The sequence below is a fragment of the Idiomarina sp. genome, assembly GCF_019431395.1.
GTDB lineage: Bacteria > Pseudomonadota > Gammaproteobacteria > Enterobacterales > Alteromonadaceae > Idiomarina.
This window is the reverse complement of the sequence record NZ_CP080268.1, coordinates 1399097-1414474: the sequence shown is the minus strand read 5'-3', so window position 1 is coordinate 1414474 and position 15378 is coordinate 1399097. Positions and strand designations below refer to the sequence as shown.

Genomic DNA, 15378 nt, shown 5'->3' with positions numbered 1-15378 from the left:
AGCGCGGCGCAGCACGCGCTGCCCGGCAAGCCGCCGCAGGCGGCGCCTAGCACTGGAAGTCATCGTAGTGTCATAAAAGCACCGTAGGCTGTTCTTATCGCAACGATGAGGACAGCCCCATGTTGAACGTAGAAGACGTTGTCAAACAGAGCCTGCCGCGTATACACAATACACCCTGGCTGGCTAAACCCACCACCTGGTTTTTACGCAACTTGCTGCACGAAAGCGATATTCGTGACTTTAGTCAGCACTATCCTGAACTTAATGGCATCGACTTTGTTGAGCAGGTGCTCGATTATTTTAATTTTTCTTATGCTTACCGTAGTAGTGAGCTGGATAATATTCCCAGTCGAGGGCGGGTGATTATATTTGCCAACCATCCGATTGGCTCACTCGACGGTTTAGCCTTACTAAAATTGGTCAGCGAAGTGCGCAGCGATGTAAAAATTGTCGCCAACGATCTGCTGATGAAACTAAAACCGCTGCAATCAATGCTATTACCGGTACGCGTGTTTAACGGCTCTTCGGGCCGCGATGATATTCGTAATATGCACCAGCATTTAAACGATGAGGGCGCGATTATTGTGTTCCCTGCCGGCGAGGTGTCGCGCTTGCGACCTCAGGGAGTCAGGGATACGCGTTGGCAGCAAGGTTTTGTTAAGTTAGCGAAACGCTGTGAAGCACCGTTATTACCCATTCGTCTGTACGCTCACAATTCGGCGTTATTTTATACCGCTTCTATGGTTTACAAACCATTGGCGACCTTATTGTTGGTGAAGGAGATGTTCCGCCAACAGCGTAAACACGTCAGTTGCCGTATTGGTGAGCTGATTCCATACCAGGCGCTGGAAACGATGCGTCTGTTGCCGGTAAAACAACAACTTAAACTACTAAAAAAGCACCTTTACCGGCTGGGCAGTCAAAAGGAGCTGATTTTACCCACCCAAACGGCGGTGGCGAGGCCTGAGCCGCGCCAAACGTTAAAGCAGGCTATTGAACAGTGCGAGCAACTGGGTACCACCGCCTGCGGTAAGCAGATTGTCTTGTATGAGTTTAACGGTAGCTCGCCGATTTTGCGTGAAATTGGCCGTTTACGCGAAGTGGCATTTCGGGCAGTAGGCGAGGGCACCTGGCAGCGCCGCGATCTGGATGACCATGACCGTTATTATATGCACCTTATTCTGTGGGACCCTGATGACCTTGAAATCGCCGGTGCGTATCGGCTGGGAGACTGCGCAAAGATCCTGCAAAAGGTAGGCTCAAACGGACTTTATACTAATGCATTTTATCAATTTGATACGGCGATATCCGATATTCACGCGCAGGGTTTAGAGCTGGGGCGTTCGTTTGTACAACCACGCTATTGGGGTAAACGCAGCCTCGATTATTTGTGGCTGGGGATTGGTGCGTTATTAAAACAGCGGCCGCAGTATCGCTATTTATTTGGCTCGGTCAGTATCAGTAACGCCTTGCCGGATCCGGCGAAAGAAGCCTTGGTCGCGTTTTATCGTCACTACTTTCCGCCCGTGCATCCACAGCTTGCCACAGCAAATCATCCCTATAATCCGGAGGCGAAACACTTTCGGCTAACGGGTTGTTACGAACAGGACTTTTGCGATTTAAAAAGCTATCTGGCATCGATGGGTACAGCAATACCGACGTTATATAAACAGTATGCGGATTTGTGTGAAAAGGGCGGGGTGCAGTTTTTAGCGTTTGGGGTCGATCCGGACTTTTCCAATTCCATCGACGGCCTGGTGCTGGTGGATATTACTAAATTAAAGCCGAAGAAGCGCAAACGATATCTTTAGCGCCTGACGGCGCGGCTATTTGCCCCTGTCGGGGCGGCTTTTTGTGCCTACGGCACGGCTGTTTTTAGCGTGCCTTCGGCCGCTAAGGCTGTTTGCCTGACGGCGGTAAAAGCCGTGCGTAGCACAAACAGCCGCAACGAGCGAAGCGATGTTGCAAACAGCCGTCGCGAAGCGACAAACAGCCACGCCGCAGGCGTCAATAGCCGCAGCGCAGCTGCCAAGGGCCTTATTCCTGGAACTGCTTACCGAAGTAAGAATCTTCCAGCCATTGCGGGCGCTGATCAGCGTTCGCAATTTCGTTTCCGATTTCGAAGTTGATGTTGGTGAAGCGCGCACCCGCCTCGTAGTTAACATCATGTACTTTTAAATCATCGCTGGGGCGGTGGTAGTGCTCAGCAAAGAATTTACCCCATACTTCGCCACCGTCTTCACCCTCAGTACGCGAGGTAAAGCCTGTCATCAGGAATACCGCCGGGATACCTTTTTTAACCAAAGTGTAGTGGTCAGAGCGTGTGAAGATCGCTTGCTCAGGCATTGGATCCGGGCTTTGTTCGGTATCATATTGTTGCGCCGCTTTAGTCACTGTATCACCCAGGGTCGAGTGCGATGCACCGAAGGCGATAACGTCAGCAAAATCGTACAACAACACCGGCATATCCAGGTTGACGTTGGCGACGATGCTGTTCAGAGGCACGGTCGGGTTGTTGGCGAAGTAATCAGCGCCCAACAGGCCTTTTTCTTCTGCGGTTACCGACAGGAACATGATTGAACGTTTATTGTCGATGCCTGATTCAACAAACATGCGCGCGGTTTCCAGCATGACTGAAACGCCTGAGGCGTTATCCATGGCGCCGTTGTTAATGACATCGTCACTGCTCATGTCTTTGACTACGCCAATATGGTCAGAGTGAGCGGTGTAAACCACATACTCGTCCTTAAGCTGAGGATCGGTGCCCGGAAGTACTGCAGCTACGTTAGGGCTGGTCGTTTCTTCATGGGTTGACTCTTTAGCCAACATAACCGAACCGTCCAGTTCAAAGCCTTTAGGCGAAAAATTAGGATCTTCACTGATTTGTTCGAAGATCGCATCCAACGCCGTAGGAGCGTTAGCAAATAATTTTTGCGCCGGTTCGTCGTCTAAATAGGCAGAGCCCATTAATTGTTGTTCCTGACCCTGTGGCAAACCATTAGGCCCCATCCAGGTCATGCGCGGCGTTTTGGTGTAATAGACGCTGGTTTCAAATTTACGCACTTCTTCGCGCACCGGCGTATGCAGGGTAATGATGCCGACAGCACCTTTGTCGCGGGCAATATCATCTTTAATATTGGCTAAATGTGCGCCTTCTTCGCTAGGCAGGTTCTCGGGGCGGCCGGTCAGCATCACCACGATCTTGCCTTCAACATCCAGGCCTTCGTAATCGTTTAAACCAAATTCAGGCGCTTCCATACCGTAGCCAACAAACACCAATGGTGCGGTCACTTCACTGCGTTCAGCGTGATGGCTGGGGCCGGTGATGAATTCTTTACCAAACTCAAATTCAAGCTCTTCGCCGTTAGCCGAGTAAACCATTTTCGCGCTATCGGCTTTCAGCATACTGGTGCGAAACGGAATGCGCTGATAATAGGTACCGTCCTCGCCTGCGGGTTCAAGGCCTAATTGTTTGAATTCGCTGACAATGTACTTTGACGCGATCTCATGACCGTCGCTGCCGGTTTGACGACCTTTCAGGTCATCACTGGCAAGAAATTCTAAATGGGCGCGGATATTTTGTTGCTGCGCACTGACACTGGTGTCTTTGGCGGGCGCTTCTTGCGCGCCACAGGCAGCTAAAGTAGCTGCGATGGCTGCAGGTAATAGCAGACGAGTTAACTTCTTCATGATGTTCTCACAACGTATTGTTATTAAAAGATGTTGGATTGCCGGTTCAGTGTAACCCAGCTAATAAGCAATCACTAGCCGCTTATCGCAACGAGAGTGTTGCAAATCGTAAATAAGAATTGTAATGTTATATTATTACATAAGCGATTGATTCAGATCAGCTAAGGAGTCTGTGTGAGGTTAAATGCTATTACCCTGGGTTTGCTCGGAATGACGACGTTGCCGGTGGCGGCTCAGCAGTCATCGCAGAGCGAATCGGTTCCTGTAGGCGAAACTATAGTGATTACCGCCAACCCGTTGAATAAAACAGCGCTGGAATCAACCCAACCGGTCAGCATTATCAGCGGTGACGAGTTACAGCAAAAACATGCCCAGACGTTAGGCGAAACACTATCGTCGGAACCGGGCATTAACAACACGCATTATACCGCTGGTGCAGGCAGTCCGATTATTCGGGGGCTGGATGGTCCGCGCGTAAAAATCACCCAAAATGGCTTAGATACCGGCGATGTATCACGGGGCAGTCCTGATCATGCAGTGACCACCGAAACCAGTAGCGCTGATCAAATTGAGGTGCTGCGTGGCCCGGCAACCTTGTTGTATGGCAGTGGCGCCATTGGCGGCGTGATTAATGTGGTGGACAACCGCATTCCGACGCAGCCGGTCTATGATTTGGAGGGTAACCTGAATCTTCGCGGTGCGACGGTCAATGATCAGAAGGAAGCCTCGTATAATGTCACCGCCGGTAACGGCAGCTGGGCTTTTTATGCGGACGCGCATTATCGCCGCAGCGACGATTTTGATACGCCGAACTTTATCAATGACGAGGGCGAGGCCGTTGATTCGGTCGAGAACAGCTTTTCTGATTCAGACGGCGCCACCTTAGGCACCGCGTATCATGACGACTGGGGCTTTTTCGGTGTCAGTTATCAGGCGTTGTACTCGGAATACGGTATTCCCGGACATGCACACGGCCATGACGAAGAGCACGAAGACGAGAGCGAAGAAGAACATGGTGCTGAAGAAGAGGCGTTGCCGTTTGTTGATTTAGAACAACAGCGCTGGCAAATTGCCGGCCAACTCAATGCTCCGGTCAATGGCATCGAGGCGGTCGAGATGCGCGCTGCCTTTACCGATTATCAGCACCGTGAAATAGAAGGAGCACAGGTCGGTACGCAGTTTAACAATAATCAAAAAGAGCTGCGCGTCATAGCTAAACACGAGCCGTTACAAGGCTGGAGCGGCGCCCTGGGCTACCAGTGGGATATCAGCGATAAACAGGCGTTTGGCGCCGAAGCTTTTACTCCGGATACCAGTCGCCGGGCACAAGGTGTGTTCTGGTTAGTTGAGCAGGAATTTGGCGATCATCACGTCGATTTAGGTGCGCGCTACGAACAAACCACACTGGCCAGCGAAGACGTGCGCTTAGATACCTTCGATTCGGTCTCGGCATCGGCAGGCTATCTGTATCATTTTGACCAGCACAGTTCGGTTTCGGTAAACCTGAGCCATGCAGAACGTGCGCCCAGCGCGACGGAAGTGTTTGCTAACGGCGAGCATTTTGCCACCCAGACCTACGAATTGGGAACTTTTTATGAGCTGCACCAGGAAGACAATGGTGAGTACCATATAGAAAATGCAGGCGCAGAAGTGAGCACCGAAACCTCTAACAACATTGACGTAGGGCTACATTTTGAAAACGAGCGCGTGCATGCGCAAGTCAATGTGTTCTACAACCGTGTCGATAACTTTATTTATGAACGTTTTACCGGTATCAGCAGTGACATGATTCATACTGACGAGGGGCACGATGAGCATGCAGGAGAACTTGCGGACGAGCACGGACATGAAGGCGAAGAAGCGCTGCAAGTGGTGCAATTTGCTCAGGCTGACGCCGAACTTTATGGTTATGAGTTAGACTTGGGTTACCGCTTTGATGATGCCTGGTCAGTGCATGGTTTTAGCGATTACACTCGCGCGAAACAAACCGCCGGCGGCGATTTACCGCGTATCCCGGCGCAGCGCATAGGCATAGAAGCACGTTATCAGGCACAGGATTTTGATGCTGCCGTAGGCTACACACGCTATATGGAGCAGGATCGCATTGCAGACAACGAGACCGTGACACCTGCCTTTGGCATTGTTGATGCGCGCATCAATTATTACCCTCCAATGCTGGCGCAATATGGCGCGACGGTTTATCTAAAAGGAGAAAACCTGACTGACCAGTTGGGCCTGGTGCATAGCTCGTTCCTTAAGGATGATGTGCCGATGCCGGGACGTAATGTGCAGCTTGGGGTGTCGATAAACTTCTGAACCTGACCGTTAATCGCAGTCAGACACATTAGCGCCGCGTAATTTGCTATCCTTCGGTAAACTTTAAAACAAGGATACTATTATGCGGCGTTTGTCTTTATTAACCGCAACTATGGCACTGTTGTCGAGCAGCGGTTTTACAGCTGCTGCGGCAGCCGAACAGCTGACTATTGAGCGTATTTTTACGGCACCATCGTTAACCGGTGAATCTATCCGCTCGCTGCGGTTCTCGCCCGACGGGCAAACTCTGACTTACCTGAAAGGACGTGACGATGATGCTAATCGTTACGACTTATGGCAGTACAACATCGATAGTCAACAGCATCAGTTGTTGGTTAACTCCGATGATTTGTTTTCCGGCCCCGAGAACCTCTCCGATGAAGAAAAGGCTCGCCGCGAACGCTTACGCTTAAGTGGTTCGGGCATTGTCAGTTACCAGTGGTCGGCGCAATCGGATGCGTTGTTATTTCCGCTGAATGGCGACGTTTACTACTATGATTTGCAGCAGCAAAAAGCCCGTCAAATTACCGCTACCGATGCATTTGAAACCGATGCCCGCTTGTCACCCCAGGGCAATTACGTGTCCTTTATTCGCGAGCAAAACTTATATACGGTTAATTTACAAACGGGTAAAGAGCAAGCCATTACCGAATCCGGCGGCGACACGATTAAATACGGTATGGCCGAATTTGTGGCGCAGGAAGAGATGGATCGGATGACCGGTTACTGGTGGGCGCCGGACGAGTCAAAACTGGTGCTGACCAAAGTTGATGAGTCGCCGGTAGAGATCGCAACCCGCAGCGAAATCTACGCCGATCGCATCGATATGATTGAGCAGCGCTATCCTTTTGCCGGCACCGATAACGTGGCTGTCGATTTGGGCGTGGTCAGCTTAAGCCATAACGCGCAGTCCTCAGGTTCATCGATAGAGTCATCGATTAAGTGGCTGGGTTTGAGTGTCCTTGGCGATGGCTACCTGGCCGGGGTTAACTGGGTTGATGGCGATCGTTTTACCTACCAATGGCAAAGCCGCGATCAACAGCAGCTGGATTTGCGTCTGGTCGATGCTAATGATCAAAAGCAGCAGGTATTGATCACTGAAACCAGCGACAGCTGGGTTAATATTCATGATGACTTACACTTTTTATCGGACAATAAGCATTTTGTCTGGGCATCTGAACGCAGTGGCTACAAACATCTGTATTTATACCGTTTAGACGGCAGTTTAATCCGCCAGTTAACATCAGGTAACTGGGCCGTTGATGCGCTAGCGGCCATTGATGAACAAACGGGGGCTATTTATTTCACCGGCCGTCTAAAGTCGCCGTTACAGCGCCATCTGTATCGTAATCAGTTAAATACCGGTTCGCCGGGCTCACCAAGCCAGATAACCGAGCGCGAAGGTATGCATAGTATTACTTTTGCTGCCAATGCACAGTCTTACCTGGACACCTTCGAATCACCGCAACAACCGGCGCAGGTGAGTTTGCATGGACCGACCGGTGAGCGCCTGGCGTGGTTAAATGAAAATGCTATTGATGATTCACATCCATTAAAGCCTTATTACCACGATTGGCTCTATGCGGACTACGGTACGCTGGAAGCCGAAGATGGTCAGACGCTGTATTATCAGTTAACCAAACCGGCCAATTTTGATGCTGAAAAGCAATATCCGGTGCTGGTTTACGTGTATGGCGGGCCGGGCGTACAGGTGGTTGATAAAGGTTTCGGTAGCCTATTCCTGCAATACATGGCGCAGCAGGGCTATGTGGTGTTTAGTCTGGATAACCGCGGCTCTGCTAATCGCGGCAAAGCGTTCGAAGCGCCGATTTACCGTAACATGGGTACACCCGAGGTGGCGGATCAGGTCCGTGGGGTAGAATATCTGCGTACACTGGATTTTGTCGACCCGGAACGCATTGGTATTTATGGTCACAGTTATGGCGGCTATATGACACTGATGTCGATGTTTAAAGCGCCGGACTACTTTGCAGCCGGTGTATCGGGTGCGCCGGTGACGGACTGGAGTTTGTACGACACCCATTATACTGAACGTTATATGGGCATGCCGCAGGACGGCGATGCTTACCAAAATGCATCGGTATTTCCGTACGCTGACGGACTGCAGGGTGACTTGCTGATGTATCACGGTATGGCTGATGACAATGTGTTGTTTACCCATAGCACCAAGCTGTACAAGCAGTTGCAGGATAATCAGCAGCAATTTCAAATGATGAATTACCCGGGTAAAAAGCACTCGCTTAACGGCACAGCGACGAAAATTCACCGGCATCAATTGATCCACGACTTTTTTCAACAAACGCTTAAAAAATAATGCGTTATACTTAGCGGCTCTATAACTTATTTTGTTAAGGAGTCGCTATGCGTTTTCTTTCTCGCCGCCTGGTTATGCCCAATGACCTTAACTTTGCCGGCTCTTTATTTGGTGGCCGTATTCTGGAATGGATTGACGAAGAAGCATACATCTTCGCCAGTTGCCAGTTAGAAGCGAAAAGCCTGGTCACCAAACACATTGGTGCGATCACTTTCGAAACGTCGGCGTTTCAGGGTGATGTGGTGGAGTTTGGTCTGCAGGTTAAAAAGGCAGGACGCAGCTCACTGACTATTACCTGTGTGGTGCGTAATAAACACACCAAACAGAATATCTGCGTGGCCGATGATATTGTCTTTGTACATATTGACCCGGACACTCGCCAGCCCACACCTCATGGCAAAACTGAGGCGGAGCTGGACGATTCAAATTACGAAATCGACTAGCGTTTTACGGCCGTGGCTCGCCTTAAATTGGCGAGCCCGGTGGCATGGCGTGTGGCTGGTAACTGGCCGGCCATTCGCCTTCCTCTAAGAATCGTTGCAGTTGCTTGGCCAATTCTTGTGCCAGGCTTTGATCCGCTGACGCTAACTTCTGTTGCTGAGTCGCCAGCGCACTACGCAGTGCCAAATGGACTTCCGGCGCTAACTGATCTGCCTGAACGGCGTTAACCATGGCGTTAAACGCAGTTGTTAACAGGCGTTGACGCAGCACATCGGCAGGTTGTTGTTGCCACTGCTCAAGCACCTGTTTTGCTACCTGATTAACCACGCCGGCAGCGGATGGCACGCTATTATCAGCGGCATGCTGTTGTTGCAGACGGTTAAGGCGGGCACTGTTGAATAGCAGCGACAGACTAAAGTCGGCCGCCGTGGCAGCCCAGCTTACCGGATCAGGAACGAGTCCGGTGCGGCCGTTAAAACGTTCGCGATTGTCGTAAGAGCCATAAGCCAATGGCACCATCAGCTGTTGCACCTGCTGCGGTAACTGCAGCGTATCAGCACTCACCGTGGCTAGTAGTTGCTGCAGTGCCCGCTGCTGATTAGCGGCGCCAAGCGGGCCATAATCGCTGGGGTTGTCACTGTTCATGTAATAGCGGTAATTAACGCCACCAACAACTTTGACCGCAGCCTCGGTCTGATAGCGGTGCAGCAGGTACATGGGTACCAATACTTCCTGCAAATCACTGAGTGGCTGGTCATTGCCTAACTGCGCCTGACCAAAGCCTTGCAATACTTGCTGGCGCAACGCTAATACGCGTTGCAGTTCGGTCACCGGGTCCGAGCCGTTATCCCATAAGTGAGCGGTAGGGTGTGCGCCACTTGCAGGACGGGCATCGCTGTCCGAAATAAAGTCCAGCCCTTTGGCTTTGTTGTCGGCTAGAATGCGTGCCAACTGGTCAGCCTCTGATGGCATACCACCAAAATCACTGTAGCCATAGGCAATGACTTGCTTATCCCACTCGCCGAGGCCAGTGTCGTAAGCGTTCTCCAGGCTAACGGTACCGTCGGTGGTTAGCGTGACCAGTGGGTGCGGATAATCCATAACTGACGCGCGATCCTGCGGCGAGGCGGCAAAATTATGCGCAATACCCAGTGTATGGCCAATCTCGTGAGCACTGAGCTGACGAATACGTGCCAATGCCATGGCCTCGATTTGCGCTTTGAGTTCGCTCTCGTTTTGCTGGTTAAACGGGGCTAATAATCCCTGCGCAATTTTCATGTCCTGGCGCACCCGTAACGAGCCCAGCGTAACGTGGCCTTTGATTATTTCGCCAGTACGCGGGTCAATGATCGATGAGCCATAAGACCAGCCGCGGGTGGCGCGATGTACCCACTGGATTACGTTATAGCGCACATCCATAGGGTCGGCATCGTCCGGCAGTACCTTAACCTGAAATGCATTTTCGTAGCCGATAGCTGCAAACGCTTCGGCCCACCAGCGAGCACCTTCGAGTAAAGCAGTTTTAACCGGTTCCGGTGCACCCGGGTCGAGGTAGTAAACGATCGGTTCACGAGCCTCGCTGATCGATGCAATGGGGTCCTTTTTATTCAGCCGATGGCGCGGAATAACCTTTTTTTGCATGTCTTCGCCCAGCGGCGCGGAATAATCGACAAAGCTCTCGGCCCAGAAGCCGCTGTTAGGATGAAACGCGCGGGTACTGTAATTATCATCCGGTAAGCGAATAAATGAATGATGCAAATGCAGTGTCAGCGCATCGCTGTCGGCGGCAACCTGATTAACATAACGGCCGGTGCCGTCGCCGCTAAAGGTAACTTTTGCTTCTAATTCGGTATTGTCGACAAAGGCTTTGGAACGCGCTGGGTAGACCACCGAACGGCTGCTGTCGGCACTAAAGCTACCCTGGTCGGTTGCTTTAAGACGCTTGCTGACACCATGTACGTCGGACAATAAATAGGGGGTGTAGTCGATAATCGCCGCGTTGTCGCTGCGGGCGACGACCTCAAAGCCGTGCAGGGCACCATCGGCAAAGGCCTGGTCAACGCTGTTGCGTTCAGCCTGATTGCGGCTGCTGGCACGAAAGCGTGTATTATGTGCCATCAGCAGTGCTTTGTTGCCTTCCACGTAAAAGGATGCCAATTGCGTTTGCCCTAACTGGCCACGATCCAGGCCTATGTCGTTAGAGCCAAGGCCCCATGGCAGCGAGGTTTGAAAGATAAACTGCTGACCATCAGTGGGTACTTGCAAGTAAACCTGACCCGTACCGGTATGGTGATAAAAACTGAAAAAGCCGTCGTATTTTTGCAGTGCGGGGGCGTGTTGTTGTTCGAACTCAGTCACGCCGGGAATGCTGTCGTCGGCACTGGCGGGTGATGCCAATAGCAAACTCAAACACAGCACCGTTAGGGTTATCAGCTGCCGCATAATTGGTTCCTTTTTTGTTATTCTCTTGAAGTCTTGTTGTTAAAGTTGTTCCGCAATTTCTTCTAAAACTTGGGTTGTCCATTGTTCAATGCGTTCATCGGTTAAATCATACTGGGTGTCTTCATCCAAGGATAAACCGACAAACTGCGATTGATCTGCGGTCAATGCTTTGGACGCGGCAAAATCGTAGCCCTGGTTGGGCCAAAAGCCGATGCGTTTACAGTCTTTGTCGGCGATGGCGTCGTGCAGCATACCCAGCGCGTCCTGGAACCAGTCGGTATAGCCTTCCTGATCGCCCATACCGTAGAGCGCAACAATTTTACCGTCTAAATTCAGTGGTGTTATGTCGTCCCAGTAGCTTTCCCAGTCTTCCTGTAACTCGCCAAAATCCCAGGTGGAAATACCAAAAATCAGAATGTCATACTGTTCGGCTTCGGCCAGTGGCGTATCTTTAATGTTGTGCAGGGAGACGATGTCTTCGCCAATGGCTTGCTGAATTTTTTCGGCGGCAATTTCGGTATAGCAGGTGGTTGAGCCGTAAAATAAACCAATTTGTAATGACATGGGTTACTGCTTCCCCTTTTTGTATTTGAGCGCTTCGGGTGCATTGTAGCAAAAAGGCCGTTAAAATGGCGTTCTACTTTAAATGAAACTTAACACGAAACCTAACATTAAAAAGGTAGCCTATGTCGCTTAACGTGGTGGTAGAACAACTCGAAGCTGTATTTGATCAAGCCTATGAAGATGGTAACGATGATGAATTGTTCGCCAGCGGTTATTTGCGCGGTCATTTTGATTTGGTGGTAGCGAAAATGGAGATGAATGGCGAGACCGACCCTGCCTACATCATGCCCAATCTACGCGCGGCCGTCGACCAGGCCAAACACGAACTGGCCCCTGCCGACCAGGCCCACGTGCAAAACCTGATGGATAAACTCGAGGGTATTGCGGCGGCTTAGCGCGGCTGCAGCCGTTCGAGCGCATCGGTGGCAAGCGGCTGCAGGCCGCCGCTGAGCTGCGCGGCGAGGATTTCGGCTAATAACGGGGCTGCGGTGAGGCCGCGGGAGCCGAGGCCGCTGAAGACATACAGGTTATCCTGCACCCGGCCAATCATGGGTTGATGATTGGGGGTGGTGGCGCGGACACTAGCGCGCTGGCTGATAATCGTTAAGTCATTTACCCACGGCTGCTGCGCGCAATCTTTTAAGCTGGCTAAATTCTCGCTGTCATCGTCAGCGCGTATGTCGCTGCCATCATCGCCACGATTAAAGGTTGCACCAATACAATGCAGGCCATTATCCGCTGGTACCATATAGCCTTTATAACAAAGCACCTGCTTCAGTGACGCCGTCGCATCAGTCGCTTCAACCTGAGTTATCTGCCCACGTACGGGGTTAATTGATAATTTCTGTCCAGAAAATGCCGCAACAATGTCACCACTGCAATGACCGGCGGCAATTACGGTTTTTTGTTGCACGTCGACTTGTGGTCTGTCGCTAATACCGACACTAATACCGGCCTTATTAAACAGTTCTTTGACCATAGCGGCCGGCCTTAGCCAGCCCGCGCGGGCATAATGCAGGGCACTGGTGCCTATTTCGAGACCGGCGGCCGTGTCGCCAGCAGGCTGCAGCGAAACCGTTTGTGGATCATACAAACCAGCGGCAATCTTCTCAGCGCGCTGCTGGCGCTGGGCATTAAATGCCGGTTGCAATACGCCGCCGGGGAACCAGTGCTGTTCACGCCAGGGTAAGTAAGCGCTAACCGCAGTACTAAATGCGTGCAGATAAAACTGGCTGAGTGGGGTTTTTTCGGCGTGCAGTAACGGGTAGACCGCGCCTTGCGGGTTGCCAGACGCTGCATCGGCGACACCACGACTGGTTACCGTGACGTTAACACCGCGACGCTGCAATGCAAGGCTCAGGCTGGCCGCGGCAATGCCACCGCCAATAATGGCGACGGGCTCCGTTTTCAGTGCGGCTTTCTGTGGCGCGTCGGTAGCCTCAAACGCCCCGCACAACATGTCGCGCTTGCGGCCAAAACCTTTAACTTTTGCAACCGTAAAACCAGCACCTTGCAACCCCCGCTTTACCACACCGGCAGCGGTAAAGGTCGCATAACGCGTGCCTTGATGAGCGGTGGCGGCCATGGCAGAAAATAAAAAAGACTGCCACATTTGCGGATTTTTTGCCGGTGCAAAGCCATCTAAAAACCAGCGGTCCACTTGCCCCCGAGCTTGTGCGACAAATTGCGGTAGTTGTTGTTCGATATCGCCAACCCATAAATCCAGGGTTACCCGGCCATCGGCCAACAACAGTCGATGACAACCTTCGTCGCCGGCAGGGTAAACGGCAAGTAATTGTTCGCATAAAGCGCGCAACGTCGGTAATGCCTCGTATGCTTGTTCGAGTTGCTCACGGCTTAACGGAAACTTCTCGAAGCTGACAAATACCAGCCGGCAGTCGCGCGGCGCATGTTCGATAAACGCTTGCCAGCACAATAAAAAATTGAGTCCGGTGCCAAAGCCTGTTTCTGTCACCACAAATTCATAATGGCTGGGTAAGCTTTTAAACGCGTCGGGCAATCCGTTTTGCTGCAAAAAAACGTACTGGGATTCGTCTATACCGCTGTCGACGGAAAAGTAAATATCGTCAAAGTGGTTAGAAACCGGCACGCCGTCGCTGTTAAAGTGTATGTCAGCAGAACGATTCATTTAGATGTTGCTCATGGAATCTGGCACAATGGGCGCTATAATAACAGCCAATCGTAGATAAAAAATAGCGTCGCCAAAAATAGCCGTGCGACATCAGCTAATGGTGACAAAGCAGACCACATTCATAAGACAGCTTGGTTACCATAGACAATATTTAATTTAAGTTGCAACGAACGGCGCATTGGCGCCAGACAGGACAAAAGAATGAAAAGAGCAGTGATTACCGGACTTGGGATTGTCTCAAGCATAGGCACTAATCAAGACGAAGTATTGGATTCATTACGTACCGGCAAGTCAGGACTGGAACGGTCCGAATCGTTTGCCGAGATGGGCTTACGTTGCCAGGTGTGGGGGCCGGTTCGCTTAGACGTTAAAGACCACATCGACCGTAAAGCGTTGCGTTTTATGGGTGATTCTGCGGCGTATGCGTATATCGCCATGAAACAAGCCATCGAGGACGCCGGTTTAACGGATGAAGAAGTGTCGAATCCGCGTACCGGGTTAGTGGTTGGCTCAGGTGGCGCCTCGGGCGAGCATCAAGTTGCCGCAGCTGATATTTTACGCGAAAAAGGCGTCAAGCGCGTAGGCCCATACATGGTGCCGCGTTGCATGGCTTCGACCACTTCTGCGTGTTTGGCAACGCCTTACAAAATTAAAGGCGTGAATTATTCCATTAGCTCAGCTTGTGCGACCTCTGCGCACTGTATTGGCCACGCGCTGGAACTGATCCAGTTTGGCAAACAAGACCGCGTATTTGCCGGTGGTGGCGAAGAGCTGCACTGGACCTTAGGGATGGAATTTGACGCTATGGGTGCGCTTAGCACCAAGTATAATGACACACCGGAAAAAGCATCGCGTACCTATGACAAAGATCGTGATGGCTTTATCCCGGCCGGCGGTGGCGGTATTCTGGTGATTGAAGAACTAGAAGCAGCTAAAGCTCGCGGTGCCAAAATTTATGCCGAAATTGTTGGTTATGGTGCAACCTCTGATGGTTACGACATGGTGGCACCATCGGGTGAAGGCGCTATTCGCTGCATGCAAATGGCGATGGAAACCGTTGATACGCCGGTTGATTATCTGAACACGCACGGTACCAGTACCCCGGTTGGCGATGTCAAGGAGCTGGAAGCCATTCGTGCGGTATTCCCGGAGCAAACGCCAATGATCAGCGCAACCAAAGCGATGACAGGTCATGCGCTGGGTGCGGCAGGCGTGCACGAAGCGATTTATTCGCTATTGATGATGAAGCATGGGTTTGTAACGCCTAGCATCAACATCGAAAACCTCGATGACGCGGCTGAAGGCATGCACATTGTGCGTGAGCCGACCCAGGCTAAACTGAAAACGGTAATGTCGAACAGCTTTGGCTTTGGCGGTACTAACGCCAGCCTGGTGCTGCGTGAATATGCCGAATAAACTCAGCCGCATAAGCTGACGA

At 51.4% G+C, this 15378-nt stretch carries 11 protein-coding genes; 6 read left to right on the top strand and 5 right to left on the bottom strand.

Annotation, left to right across the window (positions count from 1 at the left end; translation table 11 throughout):
• Nucleotides 1–119 precede the first annotated feature (119 nt).
• Entirely contained in the window at nucleotides 120–1811 is a 1692-nt protein-coding gene (locus tag KZ771_RS06970) for a GNAT family N-acyltransferase (RefSeq protein ID WP_290654759.1), read from the top strand.
• A 47-nt stretch (nucleotides 1812–1858) separates the two neighbouring features.
• Here KZ771_RS06970 and KZ771_RS06965 read toward each other — a convergent pair whose 3' ends face one another.
• Together KZ771_RS06965 and KZ771_RS06960 are read right to left on the bottom strand one after the other, a co-directional pair.
• Complete coding sequence (locus KZ771_RS06965) at nucleotides 1859–2032, bottom strand: hypothetical protein (RefSeq protein ID WP_290572196.1); 174 nt, start codon at nucleotides 2030–2032, stop codon at nucleotides 1859–1861.
• A gap of 5 nt (nucleotides 2033–2037) precedes the next feature.
• Nucleotides 2038–3690: a M28 family metallopeptidase gene (locus KZ771_RS06960; protein WP_290654758.1), complete on the bottom strand. Its 1653-nt coding sequence runs from the start codon at nucleotides 3688–3690 to the stop codon at nucleotides 2038–2040.
• 174 nt (nucleotides 3691–3864) lie between these two features.
• Between KZ771_RS06960 and KZ771_RS06955 the strand changes: the two genes are divergently transcribed.
• The 3 genes from KZ771_RS06955 to KZ771_RS06945 all read left to right on the top strand — a co-directional run bounded on the left by KZ771_RS06955 (nucleotide 3865) and on the right by KZ771_RS06945 (nucleotide 8784).
• The gene (locus KZ771_RS06955; RefSeq protein ID WP_290654757.1) at nucleotides 3865–6006 is read left to right on the top strand and encodes a TonB-dependent receptor; all 2142 of its coding nucleotides are present in this window, start codon (nucleotides 3865–3867) and stop codon (nucleotides 6004–6006) included.
• 82 nt (nucleotides 6007–6088) lie between these two features.
• Nucleotides 6089–8341, top strand: coding sequence for a S9 family peptidase (locus KZ771_RS06950; protein ID WP_290654756.1), 2253 nt, complete (start codon nucleotides 6089–6091; stop codon nucleotides 8339–8341).
• Between the two features lie 47 nt (nucleotides 8342–8388).
• Nucleotides 8389–8784, top strand: coding sequence for a hotdog domain-containing protein (locus KZ771_RS06945; RefSeq protein ID WP_133539050.1), 396 nt, complete (start codon nucleotides 8389–8391; stop codon nucleotides 8782–8784).
• Nucleotides 8785–8806: 22 nt separating this feature from the next.
• Here the strand turns inward: KZ771_RS06945 and KZ771_RS06940 are convergent, their stop codons facing one another.
• Both KZ771_RS06940 and fldB read right to left on the bottom strand, forming a co-directional pair.
• Nucleotides 8807–11224, bottom strand: coding sequence for a zinc-dependent metalloprotease (locus KZ771_RS06940; RefSeq protein WP_290654755.1), 2418 nt, complete (start codon nucleotides 11222–11224; stop codon nucleotides 8807–8809).
• A gap of 39 nt (nucleotides 11225–11263) precedes the next feature.
• Nucleotides 11264–11788, bottom strand: coding sequence for a flavodoxin FldB (gene fldB, locus KZ771_RS06935; protein WP_290572211.1), 525 nt, complete (start codon nucleotides 11786–11788; stop codon nucleotides 11264–11266).
• Nucleotides 11789–11910: 122 nt separating this feature from the next.
• On the opposite strand from fldB, the gene KZ771_RS06930 reads away from it, so the two are divergent.
• Entirely contained in the window at nucleotides 11911–12183 is a 273-nt protein-coding gene (locus KZ771_RS06930) for a YfcL family protein (RefSeq protein WP_133539053.1), read from the top strand.
• Here the strand turns inward: KZ771_RS06930 and mnmC are convergent.
• Nucleotides 12180–13937: a bifunctional tRNA (5-methylaminomethyl-2-thiouridine)(34)-methyltransferase MnmD/FAD-dependent 5-carboxymethylaminomethyl-2-thiouridine(34) oxidoreductase MnmC gene (gene mnmC / locus KZ771_RS06925; RefSeq protein WP_290654754.1), complete on the bottom strand. Its 1758-nt coding sequence runs from the start codon at nucleotides 13935–13937 to the stop codon at nucleotides 12180–12182. The two genes, KZ771_RS06930 and mnmC, sit on opposite strands and share 4 nt — an antisense overlap.
• A 204-nt stretch (nucleotides 13938–14141) precedes the next feature.
• Between mnmC and fabB the strand changes: the two genes are divergently transcribed.
• Nucleotides 14142–15356 carry a beta-ketoacyl-ACP synthase I gene (gene fabB / locus KZ771_RS06920; protein WP_290654753.1) on the top strand — a complete coding sequence of 405 codons (1215 nt, stop codon included), beginning with the start codon at nucleotides 14142–14144 and terminating at the stop codon, nucleotides 15354–15356.
• The last annotated feature ends 22 nt before the right edge of the window (nucleotides 15357–15378 follow it).

Bases quoted from the DNA above. Each gene is read 5' to 3' on its own strand.
- KZ771_RS06970 (WP_290654759.1), top strand. From the start codon at position 120: ATGTTGAACGTAGAAGACGTTGTCAAACAGAGCCTGCCGCGTATACAC.
- fabB (WP_290654753.1), top strand. From the start codon at position 14,142: ATGAAAAGAGCAGTGATTACCGGACTTGGGATTGTCTCAAGCATAGGC.
- KZ771_RS06940 (WP_290654755.1), bottom strand. From the start codon at position 11,224: ATGCGGCAGCTGATAACCCTAACGGTGCTGTGTTTGAGTTTGCTATTG.
- fldB (WP_290572211.1), bottom strand. From the start codon at position 11,788: ATGTCATTACAAATTGGTTTATTTTACGGCTCAACCACCTGCTATACC.
- KZ771_RS06960 (WP_290654758.1), bottom strand. From the start codon at position 3,690: ATGAAGAAGTTAACTCGTCTGCTATTACCTGCAGCCATCGCAGCTACT.
- KZ771_RS06945 (WP_133539050.1), top strand. From the start codon at position 8,389: ATGCGTTTTCTTTCTCGCCGCCTGGTTATGCCCAATGACCTTAACTTT.
- mnmC (WP_290654754.1), bottom strand. From the start codon at position 13,937: ATGAATCGTTCTGCTGACATACACTTTAACAGCGACGGCGTGCCGGTT.
- KZ771_RS06930 (WP_133539053.1), top strand. From the start codon at position 11,911: ATGTCGCTTAACGTGGTGGTAGAACAACTCGAAGCTGTATTTGATCAA.
- KZ771_RS06950 (WP_290654756.1), top strand. From the start codon at position 6,089: ATGCGGCGTTTGTCTTTATTAACCGCAACTATGGCACTGTTGTCGAGC.